Origin of the sequence: Streptomyces sp. NBC_00457, from assembly GCF_036014015.1 — a bacterium.
Taxonomy (GTDB): Bacteria; Actinomycetota; Actinomycetes; order Streptomycetales; family Streptomycetaceae; genus Streptomyces.
This window is the reverse complement of record NZ_CP107905.1, coordinates 3,750,755-3,765,565: the sequence shown is the minus strand read 5'-3', so window position 1 is coordinate 3,765,565 and position 14,811 is coordinate 3,750,755. Positions and strand designations below refer to the sequence as shown.

11 protein-coding genes are annotated in these 14,811 nt (G+C 71.6%); 3 read left to right on the top strand and 8 right to left on the bottom strand.

Translation table 11 applies throughout. From position 1 onward, the window contains the following. Positions 1-17: 17 nt before the first annotated feature. Positions 18-2,477, top strand: coding sequence for an ATP-binding protein (locus tag OG828_RS16850; RefSeq protein WP_328501609.1), 2,460 nt, complete (start codon positions 18-20; stop codon positions 2,475-2,477). An 85-nt stretch (positions 2,478-2,562) separates the two neighbouring features. Here the strand turns inward: OG828_RS16850 and nucS are convergent, their stop codons facing one another. Further along, complete coding sequence (gene nucS, locus OG828_RS16845; RefSeq protein WP_210572626.1) at positions 2,563-3,234, bottom strand: endonuclease NucS; 672 nt, start codon at positions 3,232-3,234, stop codon at positions 2,563-2,565. Between the two features lie 244 nt (positions 3,235-3,478). Between nucS and OG828_RS16840 the strand changes: the two genes are divergently transcribed. After that, positions 3,479-3,871 carry an SCO5389 family protein gene (locus OG828_RS16840; RefSeq protein WP_210572627.1) on the top strand — a complete coding sequence of 131 codons (393 nt, stop codon included), beginning with the start codon at positions 3,479-3,481 and terminating at the stop codon, positions 3,869-3,871. A gap of 84 nt (positions 3,872-3,955) precedes the next feature. Here OG828_RS16840 and OG828_RS16835 read toward each other — a convergent pair whose 3' ends face one another. After that, positions 3,956-4,984 (bottom strand): LLM class flavin-dependent oxidoreductase, encoded by a 1,029-nt coding sequence (locus OG828_RS16835; RefSeq protein ID WP_328501608.1) that lies wholly within the window; start codon positions 4,982-4,984, stop codon positions 3,956-3,958. A gap of 289 nt (positions 4,985-5,273) precedes the next feature. Here OG828_RS16835 and OG828_RS16830 point away from each other — a divergent pair, with 289 nt between their 5' ends. Beyond that, entirely contained in the window at positions 5,274-5,606 is a 333-nt protein-coding gene (locus OG828_RS16830; protein WP_328356825.1) for an ATP/GTP-binding protein, read from the top strand. A gap of 8 nt (positions 5,607-5,614) precedes the next feature. Here the strand turns inward: OG828_RS16830 and OG828_RS16825 are convergent, their stop codons facing one another. From OG828_RS16825 to scy, 6 genes are all read right to left on the bottom strand, one after another. Beyond that, positions 5,615-6,481, bottom strand: a complete 867-nt coding sequence (locus OG828_RS16825) for an ABC transporter permease subunit (protein ID WP_328356822.1) — start codon at positions 6,479-6,481, stop codon at positions 5,615-5,617. Further along, complete coding sequence (locus tag OG828_RS16820) at positions 6,478-7,737, bottom strand: ABC transporter ATP-binding protein (protein WP_328501607.1); 1,260 nt, start codon at positions 7,735-7,737, stop codon at positions 6,478-6,480. Before OG828_RS16820 ends, OG828_RS16825 begins: the two co-directional genes overlap by 4 nt. Before the next feature lie 112 nt (positions 7,738-7,849). Next, positions 7,850-8,620 (bottom strand): ABC transporter permease, encoded by a 771-nt coding sequence (locus OG828_RS16815; protein WP_328356816.1) that lies wholly within the window; start codon positions 8,618-8,620, stop codon positions 7,850-7,852. 2 nt (positions 8,621-8,622) lie between these two features. Next, positions 8,623-9,576: an ABC transporter ATP-binding protein gene (locus tag OG828_RS16810; RefSeq protein ID WP_328356813.1), complete on the bottom strand. Its 954-nt coding sequence runs from the start codon at positions 9,574-9,576 to the stop codon at positions 8,623-8,625. A gap of 164 nt (positions 9,577-9,740) precedes the next feature. Further along, a complete protein-coding gene (locus OG828_RS16805; protein ID WP_210572646.1) occupies positions 9,741-10,679 on the bottom strand; it encodes a cellulose-binding protein in 939 nt (312 codons plus the stop codon). 183 nt (positions 10,680-10,862) lie between these two features. After that, entirely contained in the window at positions 10,863-14,678 is a 3,816-nt protein-coding gene (scy, locus tag OG828_RS16800; protein WP_328501606.1) for a polarized growth protein Scy, read from the bottom strand. Positions 14,679-14,811: the final 133 nt, after the last annotated feature.

The following is a 14,811-nucleotide window of genomic DNA, read 5'->3' as shown; positions in this document are numbered from 1 at the left end:
TGGGGGGCTTGGAACCTATGGACTCGAACAACCGGGGACTCGAGGAGTACGGCCGCGACGGCGACGGTGACACACCGCCCCAGCGCCAGCCCAGGGAATCCCTCTCACCGGACTTCGGACAGCACTCACCCGCACTCGCCCGCACCGTGCAACTCGTGTCGGGCGACTTCCTGCTCACCGTCAATCCCGTCGACGGCAGCGAGATCGAGGCCTGCCCGCCGGGCGAGCGGCCCAGTCGGCCCGCCAAGTTCACCGCGGCCGAGCGCGCCGAGGTGGACCGCGCGGCCATGCCGCCCGTACCGCCCGGTCCCAGCCGGCCCGCACAGCCGCTGCTGGCCCGCCAGGAGGAACGCGAGCGGCTCGTACGGCTGCTCGCCCGCGGCCGCTCCGTACGGCTCACCGGCGCCGCCGGCTCCGGCCGCACCGCCCTCCTCGACGTGGTCGCCGAGGACTGCGCGGACCTCGCCCCCGACGGCGTCGTCCGTCTCAACGGCAACCACCGCACGCCGAACGACCTGCTCCACGACCTCTTCTACGCCGTCCACAACGCGCCGCTGCACCGCCCCGACCGGGACGAACTGCGCGAACTCCTCCGGGAGGTCGGCGCGGTCGTCGTCCTGGACGACATCGAGTTCGGCGGCGCCGCGCTCGACGAACTGCTGGACGCGACCCCGGAGTGCGCCTTCCTGATCGGCGCCACCCCGGACGTGCCCGCGCCGTCCGCCGACTCGGCCGTCGAGGAGGTCTTCCTCAGCGGCCTCGACCGCGCGGGCGGGGTGGAACTGCTCGAGCAGGCCGTCGGCCGTGTCCTCACCGAGGACGAGGCGAACTGGGCCGGCGACCTCTGGTTCGAGTCCGAGGGGCTGCCGCTGCGCTTCGTCCAGGCCGGTGCCCTGCTGCGCCAGCGCGACGGACTGCGCGCCGGCGCCGAGGCCTTCGACGAGTTCGGTGTCTTCCAGGACGCCCCGGTCGACGCGCCCTTCGAGGCCGGCGACGGTCACGACGTACCGCTGCCGTCGCTCGCCGAGGGAGCCGCGCCCGCCGCGCTGCTCGCCTCCCGGCTGAGCGAGTCGGCGCGGGCCACCCTGCGGTTCGCCGTCGCGCTCGGCGGCGAGGTGCCGCACCAGGCGCATCTGCCCGCCCTCGTCGGCGACACCCACGCGGACGCCGCCCTCGGCGAGCTGCTGAGCTGCGCCCTGGTCTCCCCGGTCGGCTCCCGCTACCGGCTGGCCGCCGGGGTGCAGACCCAGCTCGAGGCCGTCGGATACGGCGACGACGTACCGGCCCGCGCCCTCACCGCCGCCCAGCACTACGCCTGGTGGGCCGGACATCCCTCGGTCACCCCGGAGCGGGTGTGCGCCGAGGCGGACGCCGTGCTCGCCGCTCTCGGTGTCCTCGCACCGGTGACCACGCCCCCGGCGGAGGGGGAGGAGAGCGTCACCGTGCAGCTGGCCCGCACGGCCGCGCCCGCGTTCGCCGCGGGCCTGCACTGGAGCGCTTGGGAGCGGGCCCTGCGCTATGGCTCCGAGGCCTCCCGGCTCACCGGCGAGGTGTCCGAACAGGCCTACTTCCACCACGAGTTGGGCATCCTCGCGCTCTGCGCGGGACAGCTCGACCGGGCCCGCGCCGAGCTGGAGGCCTCCATCGGCCTGCGCGGAGCGGTCGCCGACAAGCGCGGCACCGTCGCGGGACGCCGCGCCCTCGCCCTGGTCGCGGACCGCTCCGGCACGCCGATCGGTGTCGCCGCCATGGCCGGGGAGGAGGTGCCGGACGCCCGCTACGAGGAGTCGCAGTCACCGCCCGGCGGCACCCCGGCGGCGTTCCCGCCGCTTCAGCCGCCCGCCTCCGAGCCCGCGACCCTCGTCACCCACCGCTCCCCATCCGGCCCGGCGGCGCACAAGGGCCGCGGCGGCCTCCGTGGCCTCGCCCGGCGCAACCTCGTGGCCGCCGGCGCGGGCGTCCTCCTCGCGGCCGTCCTCGGCACGGTCGTGACCCTCGGCGCCACCTCCGACAACGACCCGACCACCCCGTCCAACGAGGTCGGCCCCAACCCGTCCGTCAGCCAGGGCGTCGGCAACGACAGCATCGGCGCCGACAAGGCGGACGACAACGAAGACGACGACGACTCCGGTGGCGTCGGCGCGGCGACCGGTACCCCGACCGAACCGGCGCCGACGGACACGGACACGGGCGAGCCTTCGGACGACCCGAGCGGGACGAAGAAGCCGGGAGGCGGGGGCAACACGTCGCCGTCGCCGACGAAGACCCCGTCAGACACGCCTACGACGAAGCCGCCTACGTCTTCGAAGCCGCCGACGTCTCCGACTCCGACGCCGACTCCGACGTCTCCCAGCCCGACGCCGACCACATCCATGCCGTCGCCGCCCCCGTCCAACTCCACCACCGCCAGTTCAAGCGCCCCCGCCGAGACCACCAGCGAGGCAAGCAGCCCCAGCAGTTCGGTCGACGGCATCTGACGTCCCGCGCAGCGCACGAGGGCCGGGTCCGTTTCACACGGACCCGGCCCTCGTCGTCGTAGAAAACTCGGAAACCTCAGAACCCTCAGAACAGCCGCAGCTTGTCGTCCTCGATGCCCCGCATCGCGTCGTAGTCCAGGACCTGGCAGCCGATGCCGCGGTCGGTGGCGAGGACGCGGGCCTGGGGCTTGATCTCCTGGGCGGCGAAGATGCCGCGGACCGGGGCGAGATGGGGGTCGCGGTTGAGGAGTTCCAGGTAGCGGGTGAGCTGTTCCACGCCGTCGATCTCGCCGCGCCGCTTGATCTCGACCGCGACGGTCTGGCCGTCGGCGTCGCGGCAGAGGATGTCCACGGGGCCGATGGCCGTCATGTACTCGCGGCGGATCAGGGTGTAGCCCTCGCCGAGGGTGTCGATGCGGTCGGCGAGCAGTTCCTGAAGGTGTGCTTCCACGCCGTCCTTGATCAGGCCGGGATCCACGCCCAGTTCGTGCGAGGAGTCGTGCAGGACCTCCTCCATGGTGATGATGAGCTTCTCGCCCGCCTTGTTGATGACGGTCCAGACGCCTTCGTCGTCGCCCTCGCCCTCTTTCAGTGTGCAGGGCGGCGACATCCAGTTCAGAGGCTTGTAGGCCCGGTCGTCCGCGTGAATCGAGACGCTGCCGTCCGCCTTCACCAGGATCAGGCGGGGCGCCGAGGGGAGATGAGCGGTGAGCCGGCCCGCGTAGTCGACGGAACACCGGGCAATGACGAGACGCATGGTCGGCAACGCTACTCGACGGCTCCCTGTGCACGCGATTCGCCCTGGTGTACCCCTGTTCGTTTGTGGCCGATTGTGCGCCTATTGAGACCGCTGCATGTACGCAATCTGCTGGTGCCGTCACCGTACGTTGCTTACCGTATTAAACGGGAGGTCGCGGTGTGTGTACGCAGCGTGCTCGGTATCGCGAACTCCCTGCCCTGTCCGGCAACCCCTGTGATCCGGGGGTGCGAGAGGAGAACCCATGTCGCTCGACGTCTCACCGGCCCTACTCGAACAGGCCGAGCGAGGCGAGGTCGACGAAGCGGAATTCGTCGACTGCGTCCGGACCTCCCTGCCCTACGCGTGGGAGATGATCAGCTCCCTGGTGGCCCAGCTGAAGGTGGACGGCGGTGCGTTCGCCGACAACCAGACGCCCCCGCCGGACGAGCAGGCACGCGGCCAGCTGCTGCGTGCGCTTGCCAGTGACGCGATCCGCGGCGCGCTGCAACGGCACTTCGGTGTCCGGCTGGCCTTCCAGAACTGCCACCGGGTGGCGGTGTTCCCGCTCGACTCCTCGGTCGACGAGAAGCTGGCCCGCTTCACCTCGGTCCGCAGTCAGCTGCTCAATCAGTCGCCGGAGTTCCGGGACTGCTGAGGAGCGAGCCGCTTTGCTTGCCGCTCCGTACGCGGGAGGTGCATTCAGTACTGGAGCGGCAAGCTCCCCGCCGGGCAGGCCCGTTCACCCGAGGTGCGGGAGCACTTCGGCGCCGAGCCGGCGGACGTTCTCCTCGGTGGCCGCGAGGTCGCCCGAGCCTTCGACGAGCAGCGCGAAGCGGTTGATACCGGTCCGCTCGCTGGTCGCCGCGAGGCGGTCGGCGCACAGCCGCGGGGTGCCCACCGGGTGCAGTCCGCAGAGGAGTTCAGTGTAGGCCAGCGGGTCGCGCATCTGCCGCGCCCGGCCGTCGACCGTCACGTGGGCGTCCAGGCCCTGCTTCAGCCAGCCCGGCATCGCCTTCAGCAGCGTCTCCACCGCTTCGGAGCGCCGGTCGGCGATCTGGCAGATGCCGGCGGAGACATGGGCCGCGCCGAGGATCTCGTCCGCCGGCCGCCCGCACGCGCGCGCGTGCCCTCGCCACAGGGCGATCATCTCGGCCTTCTCCTCGTCCCCGACGTGCATCCCGAGCAGCATCGGCAGCCCGCGCTCGGCGGCCAGCCGCACGCTCGCCGGTGAGGTGCACGCGAGGACGACCTCGGGGCCCGGGGCGCCGGTCAGGGACTCCGACGGCCTGGGTACGACGGCCACTTCACGGAAGGCGAAGCGGTCCCCGTCCGCCCCCACCGAGGGTTCGCTGAGCCAGCGCAACAGCAGATCGAGTGATTCCGGGTACGCCTTCTCGTACGCCTTCAGACCCGAGCCGAACACCTCCAGGTCGACCCAGGGCCCGCCGCGCCCGACGCCCAGCGAGAAGCGCCCGCCGCTCGTCATGTGCAGCAGCGCGGCCTGCTCGCCGAGGGCGACGGGGTGGACGGTGGGCAGCACGCTGACCGCCGTACCGACCCTCAGGCGTCGGGTGCGGCCGAGCAGTAACGCGGCCAGCGTGATCGCCGAGGGGCAGGTGCCGTACGGCACGAAGTGGTGCTCGGCCAGCCATACCGCGTCGAGCCCCGCCTCCTCCGCCACCTCGGCCGAGCGGACCGCGCGGTGCAGCGCCTCCCCCTGGCCCTGGCCCGGGAACTGGGCCGCCAACACGAAACTTCCTACGCGCATTGCTTTTCCTGCTTCCTTGGCTCCGACACGGAGCTCCCCCACCGGGCATAACCGTCTGACACGTGCCGAGGACACGGCCTGGCGAAGAGATTTGCGGATTGTCTGGAGAATCGATCAAGAAACGGGCCGAGGACGGTTCGAGGACGGGTCGAGGAGGGGTCGACAGGGGATCGGGAAGGGAAGGGCCTGGAGGGGGACTTGCGATGATTGGTGCTCTACGCGTACCCCTGACTGCGCCGCGTAGGCTGTTTCTGGCCCGTGCTTCCTGTATAGCCCCGTGAGGTGTTCCGTGTCCCCGCGTCGCAACCGACCCAAGGGCAGTGAGTCGTCCGGCCGGAGCGCCGAGGACGACCGGCCGGGCCGGTACGGCGGCTGGGAGTCGAGGGAGAGCTGGCGGGGCGAGGAGTGGAACGTGCGGCACGTGGCCGGGGCCAGTGCGCAGGGCAAGATGTACCGCTGCCCCGGCTGCGACCAGCTGATCCCCTCCGGTGTCCCGCACGTGGTCGCCTGGCCGGACCACTCGGGCGTCGACGACCGCCGCCACTGGCACAAGGCGTGCTGGAACGCGAAGGACCGCCGCACCACACGGGTGCAGCGGTCCAGGAACGCGCCGAAGTTCTGACGGGACTCTCAGACGTCCCGCCGCTCCAGCAGGGCATAGGCACCGACGAACGCCACTGCCGTCACGCCGAGGACGATCCACAGCGGGTCCCAGCCGGACGGGCCGGTCTCGGTGAGGGAGTTGGAGTAGAAGACGCTGAGCTGGTTCGGGATCGAGTACTCGAACAGGGCTTCCTGCAGGTCCCGCAGCGACTGCGAGAACATGAACAGCGCGATGACCAGCGGGGCCAGGACGACGCCGATCATGACGGTGATGGCGCCGGCCGAGTGCCGGATGATCGAGCCGATGATGAGCGAGAGCAGTCCGAGCAGCGCGATGTAGAGGGACACACCGAGCGTGCCCTTCAGCCATTCTGCGCCGGACGGATCCCGTGCGTCGGTCACCATGCCCACCTGGGCGACGGCCACGAACGTGGTCGCCACCAGCGTCACCACGAACGCCACCGTGAAGAACACGATCGCCTTCGCGGCCATCACCCGCCCGCGCGAGGGGCACGCGGTCATCGTCGTACGGATCATGCCCGTGCCGTACTCCGAGGCCGTGGTCAGCACCCCGAGGGTGATGATGCACATGACGCCGAGGAGCACTCCGAAGAAGCCCAGGGCCAGCGGGTTCTCGTCGCCCAGGCCGCTGTCGGCCGCGTTGGCGACCAGCGCGCCGGCCGCCAGCCCGATGCCGACGACGAGCAGCACGAACACGCCCAGCGTCCACATCGTGGAGCGCACCGACCGGATCTTGGTCCACTCCGAGGCGAGGGCGTGCCCGAGGTGCGTCCGGACGACGGGGATCGGCGAGGTGTACGTCGGGTACGGCGAACCGGGGGCAGCCTGCCACGCGGGCGCGGCCTGCTGCGTCGGGGGCTGGGGCGTGCTCATCGGGCGTCCTCGGGCTTGGTCGGGGCGGCGGCGGGCTGCGCGGGGGCGGCGGGGGGCTGGGCGGGCGCGGCAGCGGGCTGCTGGGGTGCGGGCGCCGACTGCGAGGGCGCGGGCTGCTGAGCCGGCGGCGCGGGCTGGGCGTACGGGTTGGGCTGTCCCGGGCCGGGGGCGGCAGGAGCGCCGTACAGGCCCTGTCCCTGCGCGGCCGGCGGGGCGAACGGCTGCCCGCCCTGCTGGGGCGGCGGCGGGGCGTACCAGCCGGGCTGGCCCTGGCCCGGTACCGGCATCGGCGGCTGCGCGCCGGGCGGCAGGGGCTGCATCAGCCCCTCCTTCTGGTCGACCGTCGAGCGGTAGTCGACGGCGCCCTGCGTCATCCGCATGTACGCCTCCTCCAGCGAGGCCTGGTGCGGCGACAGCTCCCACAGGCGTACGTCCGACTCGTGCGCGATGTCGCTGATGCGGGGCAGCGGCAGCCCGGTCACCCGCAGCGCGCCGTCCTGCTCGGGCAGCACGTGCCCGCCCGCCTCGGTGATCGCGGTGGTCAGCTTCTCGCGCAGCTGCGGCTCGGTGTCGGGCGTGCGCACGCGCGCGAAGTCGGCGGAGTTCGCCGAGATGAAGTCCGTGATGCGCATGTCGGCGAGCAGCTGCCCGCGGCCGATCACGATGAGGTGGTCGGCGGTCACCGCCATCTCGCTCATCAGGTGCGAGGAGACGAAGACCGTACGGCCCTCCGCCGCGAGCGCCTTCATCAGGTTGCGCACCCAGAGGATGCCCTCGGGGTCGAGGCCGTTGACCGGCTCGTCGAACAGCAGCACCTGGGGGTCGCCGAGCAGCGCGGCGGCGATGCCGAGGCGCTGGCCCATGCCGAGGGAGAAGTCCTTGGAGCGCTTCCTGGCCACGTCCTGCAGGCCGACCACGCCGAGCACCTCGTCCACGCGGCGGGCCGGGATGCCGGACAGCTGGGCGAGGCAGAGCAGGTGGTTGCGGGCGGCCCGGCCGCCGTGCACGGCCTTGGCGTCGAGCAGCGCGCCGACCTGGCGGGGGGCGTTGGGCAGCTTGCGATAGGGGTAGCCGCCGATCGTCACCTGCCCCGAGGTGGGGTTGTCCAGGCCGAGGATCATCCGCATCGTCGTCGACTTGCCCGAGCCGTTCGGCCCGAGAAAGCCGGTGACGGCCCCGGGCCGCACCTGGAAGGAGAGGTTGTACACAGCGGTCTTGTCGCCGTAGCGCTTGGTCAGGCCGACTGCCTCGATCATGCTCCGCACCCATCAAAAAGGTTCAGGACAGCGGGGCACACGCCCCCCGTAAGGGTTAGGAGGATATCCGGGCACTGACGGTTCCCTTCAAGATGAAGCAAAACCGTAAGGTTCAGGCGTCCCGTTTCTTCAGCAGTACATAACCGCCCACAAGCGCCACGACCACCCACAATGCCATGATCGCGAGCCCGCCCCAGGGGCCGTACGGGGCGTCGTCGTCGACCGGTGTGACCACCTGCATGATCTTGCTGCCGGCCTGGTCGGGCAGGTACTGGCCGATCTTCTTCGTCGCCGAGACGTTGCCGAGGATGTTGGAGATGAGGAAGAAGAACGGCATCAGGATGCCCAGCGACAGCATCGGTGAGCGCAGCATCGCGGCGACGCCCATCGAGAACATCGCGATGAGGGTCATGTAGACCCCGCCGCCGATGACCGCGCGCAGCACGCCCGGGTCGCCGATGGAGGCCTTGAGGTCACCGAGCATCGCCTGTCCCAGGAAGAACGTGACGAAGCTGGTGACGAGGCCGACGGCCAGGCAGAGGCCGGTGGCGACCGCGATCTTGCTGACCAGGAAGGTGCCGCGCTGCGGCACCGCGGCCAGCGAGCTGCGGATCATGCCGGTGCTGTACTCGTTCGAGACGACGAGCACGCCGAACACGATCATCGCCAGCTGACCGAGGCTCATGCCCGCGAAGCTGATGAAGGTCGGGTCGAAGGAGAGCTGGTCCTGCCGGCTCATGTTGTCGAACTCGCTCTTCGACAGGGCCGAGATCAGGATGCCGAGGCCGATGGTGACCACCACGGCGAGGGAGAGCGTCCAGACGGTGGACGCGACGGAGCGGATCTTCGTCCACTCGGAGCGGATGACCTGGGTCGCCGCCATGCTCAGGCCTCCCTGTTCCAGCCGTTGCCCCACGGTTCTTGCCGGGGGGCTTCGGAGTGTGCGTGGTATTCCACCGATTCGGCGGTCAGCTGCATGAACGCCTCCTCCAGGGAGGCCTGCTGCGGGCTCAGCTCATGCAGCACGATCTGGTGCTGCGCGGCCAGCTCGCCGATCTGCTCGGACTTGCTGCCGTCCACCTCGAGGGTTCCGTTGCCGGTCTCCACGACGGTGACCCCGGCTCCGTGCAGCACATCGAGCAGCCGCTCGCGCTGCGGAGTGCGGATCCGGACGTACGACCGGGAGTTGCGGGCGATGAAGTCGGCCATGGTGGTGTCGGCGAGCAGCCGGCCCTGGCCGATGACGACGAGGTGGTCGGCGGTCAGCGCCATCTCGCTCATCAGGTGCGAGGAGACGAAGACCGTACGGCCCTGTGCGGCCAGCGACTTCATGAGGTTGCGGATCCAGTGGATGCCCTCGGGGTCGAGCCCGTTGACCGGCTCGTCGAACATCAGGATCCGCGGGTCGCCGAGGAGCGCGCCGGCGATGCCGAGCCGCTGGCCCATGCCCATCGAGAAGCCCTTGGTCTTCTTCTTCGCGACCGCCGTCAGTCCGACCGTCTCCAGCACCTCCCGCACCCGGCTGCTCGGAATGCCGTTGCTCTGCGCCAGGCACAGAAGGTGGTTGTAGGCGCTGCGCCCGCCGTGCCAGGCCTTGGCCTCCAGCAGGGCGCCGATGTACGTCAGCGGATCCTTCAGCTGGTCATAGTGCTTGCCGTCGATGCGGACGTCCCCGCCGGTGGGGTGGTCGAGCCCGAGAATCATCCGCATGGTGGTGGACTTGCCCGCACCGTTCGGCCCGAGGAACCCCGTGACGATTCCCGGTCTGACGGTGAAGGAGAGGTTGTTGACCGCCACCTTCTCGCCGTACCGCTTGGTCAGCCCCTCGAGCTCAATCATGCGGCCACGCTAAATCGGGCGTTCGGCGGATGCCACCCGGACTGGCAAACCGAAGCCGACGGATGTGGCAACAATCGCCGAAGCCGTCACCCGCGAAGCGGATGTGACAAAGGCCCGCATCCCCTGCGCAGGGATGCGGGCCTCGGCCGTACTAACTCACTCGCTCACCGGGTCTGCTGAGCCGGCACCCCGCGGGAGATCGGCTCGTCCTCGGCGGCGGGCGCACCGGTCGCGGCCACCGCGGCACCCGTGAGGGTCGCCAGCATCTCGCGCACGTTGGTCAGCTGGGCGTTGATGCTGTCGCGGCGGTTGGTGAGGGCGGCCAGCTCGCGCTCGGATTCCGAACGGATGCGGTCGGCCTTGGCGTTGGCGTCGGCCACGATGTCCTCGGCCTGGCGCTGAGCCGTCTCCACCGTCTGGCGGGCGCGGCGCTCGGCGTCCGTGCGCAGCTTCTCCGCCTCCAGGCGCAGCTGCTCCGCGCGGTGCTCGATCTCGGCGAGACGCTTCTCGGCCTTGGCCTGACGGGAGGCCAGGTCGCGCTCGGACTGCTCGCGGCGCTTGGCGAGGTTCGTCTCGAAGTCGGCGGCGGCCTGCGCGGCCTTGGCGCGGGTCTCCTCGAAGAGGGCGTCCGCCTCCTCGCGCTTGGACTGCGCGTCCTTCTGCGCCTCGGCACGCAGCTGGGCGGAGTCACTCTTGGCCTTCTCGACGATCCGGACGCCTTCGTCCTCCGCCTTGGCCTTGCGCTCCGCAGCGAACGATTCTGCGTCGTTGCGGACCTGCTGGGCCGACGACTCGGCGAGTTCGCGGTGCTGTTCGGCTGCGCGGCGGGCCTCCTCGCGCAGATCCTTGGCCTCTTCCTCGGCGAGGCGAAGGATCTTCTCGACTCGCGCGCCGAGGCCCGCGTACGACGGCTCGGCGTCGTTCACCTGAGCCTGGGCGTTCTGCGTTTCGAGGTGGAGCTCCTCGATGCGCTTTTCCAGAGCGGTGATGCGGGCGAGAGCGCTGTCACGGTCGGAGACGAGCTTGGAGATCCGTTCGTCCACCTGAGCGCGGTCGTACCCACGCCGCACAAGCTCGAAGCCGTAGGGGGAAGTGTCGCTCATGGGGTTCCTGTCGAAAGAGACCGGTGAGGTGATAGGTGGAATCCTAGGGGCCGAAGCGGTGTGTCATCGAGCGGATGCGTGTTTGATCTGGAGAATGACACCCCTTTTGGGTGGCTAACCCTCAGACGGCTTGCCAAAGACTTGGTCAAAGGCCCCAGAAGACACCGAAACTCCTCGACTGCGCTAGCTCTCCGGCGACTTGCCACCCGATCGGGGGGCGCCGACCGTCGCACCCGCCTTGACCGCGCCGTCCTTGCCCGCGGACGGCGCTTCGAAGGACTCGAGCGCCTCCAGGACGTCCTGGACGCGGGAGATCTCGGCGTTGATGTCCTCGCGGCGCCGCACCAGCGTCTCCAGCTCGCGCTTGCCCTCCTCGACCGTGCGCTTCGCCTCGCGGATCGCCTCGGCCTTGAGCTCCTCGGCCTCCCTGACGAGCGTCGCCTTCTTCTGCTCGGCCTCCTTGAGCAGCCCCTCGGCCTTCTTGACCGCGGCGATACGGACCTTGCCCGCCTCGGAGTTGGCCTCCGAGACCAGCTCCTTGGCCTTCGCCTGCGCCTTGGCGAGCTGTTCCTCGGCGGCCTTGATGAGCGCGTCGCAGCGGTCGCCCGCCGACTTCATCGTCTCGGCCGACTCACGGCGGGCCCGCTCGTGCAGTTCCTCGATCTCCGTCGTGATGCGGTCGCGCAGCTCCTCGGCGCGCTCCCGGATCGCGGTGGCGTCCCGGCGGGCGCCGACGAGCAACTCGTCCGCGTCCGTACGGGCCTTCTCCACCATCGCGTTGCCCTCGACGGTCGCCTCGGACACCAGCCGGTCGGCCTCGCTGCGGGCGGCGCCGACCATCGTGTCGGCCTGCGCCTCCGCCTCGGCCGTCGTCTTGTGCGCCTGCTGCTGCGCCTCGGTGAGCAGCTTGTCCGCCTCGGCCGTGGTCTCCGTGATGAGCTTGTCGACCTGCTCGGCGGCCTCGGAGCGCCGCTTGTTGGACTCCTTGCGGGCCTCGTCGAGGGCGCGCTCGGCCTCCTCGCGTGCGCCGTTGACCAGCCGCTCGGCCTCCGCTTCGGCCTCCGCCTTGACCCGCGCCGACTCGGCCCGGACCCGCTCGGCGTGCTGCTGGGCCGCGCCGACGGTGTCGGCGGCCTCCGCGCGCAGCCGCTCCGCGTCGCTGGTCGCGTCCGACAGCCGCTGCTCGGCCTGGGCGGCCGTCTCCGTGGCCAGCCGCTCCGCCTCGGACCGCGCCTCGGTGATGAGGGTGTCCGCCTGCGTCGCCGCGTCCGACCGGATGCGGTTGGCGTCCTCGCGGGCGTCCGCCCGGGTGCGCGAGGCGTCCTGCTCGGCCTGCTCGGTGAGGTCCGACACCTCGGTGCGCACCCGCTGGGCGTGCTCGGCCGCGTCCGAACGCAGCCGCTCCGACTCCGCGATCGCCTCCGAAACGGTGCGCTCCGCAAGGGACTTGGCGGCCTCCGTCTCCTCGGCAGCCTCGCGCCGGACACGGCCCGCGTCCTCGCTGGCCCGCTCCCGCTCGGCGTAGGCGTCCGCGCGAACCCGGTCGGCCTCCTCCTGCGCCTCGCGCCGGGTACGGTCCGCCGCGTGCTCGGCGGCGGAGCGCAGCCCGGTGATCTCCTCCTGGGCCTGCTCGTGCAGCCCGACGACCGAGTCCCGTACCTGCTGGGCGTGTTGCTCGGCGGCCGACACCATCTCGGTCGCGCGCCGGTCGGCCTCCTCGATCAGCCTCAGCGCCTCGGTCTGCGCCTCCTCCACGCGGTTGCGCGCGGAGGCCAGCAGCTCCTCGCTCTGCTCGCGGGCCCGCTGCCGCTCCTGGTCCGCCTCCTGACGCGCGGAGCCGAGGAGTTCCTCGGCCTCGCGGCGGCGCCGGGCGGCCTCCTCCTGGGCGGCGGCCAGCGTCTCCGTGGCCTCCGTGCCGAGCCGCTCGGCGGCGGCCTGTGCCTCCGCGCGGACCCGGTCGGCGGTGTCCTGGGCCTCCGACTTCAGCCGCTCGGCCTCCGCCGCGGCCTCCGACCGCAGGCGTACGGCGATGGCCTCGCCCTCCGCGCGGGAGGCGGACGCGTCCGACGCGGCCTCGTCCCGCAGCCGTTCGGCCTCCGCCTCGGCCTGCGCCTGGAGCGTACGGATCCGTTCGGCGGCCTCGGAGCGCAGCCGCTCCGTCTCCTCGGCGGCCTCGCGGCGGATCCGCGCGGCCTCCTCGCGGGCGTCGGCCAGCGCCTGCTCTGCCGCCGCGAGCCGCTCCTCGGCCTCCGTGTGCAGCAGGGCCAGTCCCTCGGCGGCCTCGGCGCGGCGGGCCTCTATGGCGCGCTCGGTCTCCTCGCGCAGCTCACGCGAGGCCCGCTCGGCGTCCGCCTTGATGCCCTCGGCCTGCTCGACGACCTCCTCGCGGTGCCGCTCGGCCTCCTGGCGGGTGCGCTGCAGGGTCTCCTCGGCCTGACGGCGCAGCGTCGTCGCCCGCTCGATCGCCTCCGTACGGACCTTCTCGCTGTCCGACTGGGCGGTCTGGCGCAGCTCGTCGGCGTCGGCCCTCGCCTTGGAGAGCAGCTCCTCGGCGGTCTTGGCCGCCTCCTCGATCTGCTGGACGGCCTCCTTGCGGGCCTCCGCGCGGATCTTCTCGCCCTCGGCGACCGCGTCGGCGCGCAGCTGCTCGGCCTCGCCGCGCAGCCGGCGGGCCTCCTCCTGCAGCTCGACCGTCTTGGCGCGGTACTCCTTGGTGTCGTCCTTCGCCGAGCCCTTGAGCTGCTCGGCGATGTCATGCGCCTCGGCGCGCAGCCGGTCGGCCTCGGCCTCCGCCTCGCGGCGGATCCGCTCGGCCTCCTCGGCAGCCGCCTTGGTGGTGTTCTGCGCGTCCTCCTGCGCCTTGTTGAGGACGTCCTCGGCGGTCTTGGCCGCCTTCGACAGCTGGGTCGCGCTCTCCTCGGCGGTGAGGGTGCGGGCCTTCTCGGCGGCTTCCTCGACGATCCGCTCGGCCTCGGCACGGGCGTCCGAGACGATCTGCTCGGCGTCCGTCTTGGTGGCCTCGGCCTCCTTGGTGGCCTCGCTGACCAGCCGGGCGACCTGCTCCTTTGCCGTACGCGTGCGCTGCTCGTTGGCCGCCTCGGCGCTGGAGAGGGCCTTGGCGGCGGCCTCCTTGGCCTCGGTGAGCACCTTCTCGGCCTCGGCCTGCGCCGTGCGCAGCGCCTTCTCGGCCTCCGCCATCCGCTGCTCGGCGGCCCGGCTCATCTCGGTGGCCTGACGGCGGGCCGACTCCGACTCGTTCGTCGTGGAACTGCGCAGCTGCTCGGCGTGGTCCGTGGCCTCCTGGGCCTGGGTGGACGCCGCGTTCAGCAGCCGCTCGGCGTCCGTGCGGGCGCGGCGCAGCAACTGCTCGGCCTCCGCGCGGGCCGTCTCGGCCTCGCTGGTCAGCCGCTGCCGGGCCTCGGCGGTGAGCCGCTCGGCCTCGGCGCGGGCGGTGGCCATGGCCTTCTCGGCCTCCGCGCGGGACTCCTCGAGGAGCCGGCGGGCCTGCTGCTCGCTGCGGGCGCGCAGCTGTTCGGCCCATGCCACGTTCTCGTTGACGTGCGACTCGACGGTCTGCCGGCGCTCGGCCAGCTCCTGGTCGAGCTGCTGGCGGCGGGTGACCGCCTCCTGGTGCAGCTCCGCCTGGAGCCGGGCGGCCTGCTCGGCGTGCTCCTGGAGGATCCGCTGGGTCTGCGCCCGGGCCTGGCTCATCTCCCGCTCGGCGTCGAGCCGCAGCTGGTCGGCCTGCATCTGGGCGTTGCGCAGCAACTGCTCGGCCTGGTAGCCGATGTCGCCGCCCTCGTAGGCGGGCCGGGACATGAGGGTGCGCCGCGCCTCGTGCAGCTTGGCGCGCAGCACCTCGACCTGGTAGCCGAGGTCCTCGGCGTGCTGGATCGCCTTTTCCCGCTCGGTCTTCAGCCGATCCATCTCGGCCTCGAACCGAGAGAGGTGGTCGACGTCAGCCGCCGGCTCTCGCTCCTGGCTTTCGTAGCCCCGCACTGCGCGGTCCCATCCGTCCCCTGGTCGCAAGTCTCTCCAAACGAGCACCGTCCATCCGCCGAACGGGGCCCCCGGGGAATGGTGTCAGATCAACGGCGGAGCACGGGCTGCCGCCCCGACGCTCGCCCCCCGA

What these genes read in the sequence shown, in the direction of transcription:
- OG828_RS16815 (WP_328356816.1), bottom strand. Translation starts at nt 8,620, where the DNA reads ATGGCGGCGACCCAGGTCATCCGCTCCGAGTGGACGAAGATCCGCTCC.
- OG828_RS16850 (WP_328501609.1), top strand. Translation starts at nt 18, where the DNA reads ATGGACTCGAACAACCGGGGACTCGAGGAGTACGGCCGCGACGGCGAC.
- OG828_RS16825 (WP_328356822.1), bottom strand. Translation starts at nt 6,481, where the DNA reads ATGAGCACGCCCCAGCCCCCGACGCAGCAGGCCGCGCCCGCGTGGCAG.
- nucS (WP_210572626.1), bottom strand. Translation starts at nt 3,234, where the DNA reads ATGCGTCTCGTCATTGCCCGGTGTTCCGTCGACTACGCGGGCCGGCTC.
- OG828_RS16835 (WP_328501608.1), bottom strand. Translation starts at nt 4,984, where the DNA reads ATGCGCGTAGGAAGTTTCGTGTTGGCGGCCCAGTTCCCGGGCCAGGGC.
- OG828_RS16810 (WP_328356813.1), bottom strand. Translation starts at nt 9,576, where the DNA reads ATGATTGAGCTCGAGGGGCTGACCAAGCGGTACGGCGAGAAGGTGGCG.
- OG828_RS16840 (WP_210572627.1), top strand. Translation starts at nt 3,479, where the DNA reads ATGTCGCTCGACGTCTCACCGGCCCTACTCGAACAGGCCGAGCGAGGC.
- OG828_RS16805 (WP_210572646.1), bottom strand. Translation starts at nt 10,679, where the DNA reads ATGAGCGACACTTCCCCCTACGGCTTCGAGCTTGTGCGGCGTGGGTAC.
- OG828_RS16820 (WP_328501607.1), bottom strand. Translation starts at nt 7,737, where the DNA reads ATGATCGAGGCAGTCGGCCTGACCAAGCGCTACGGCGACAAGACCGCT.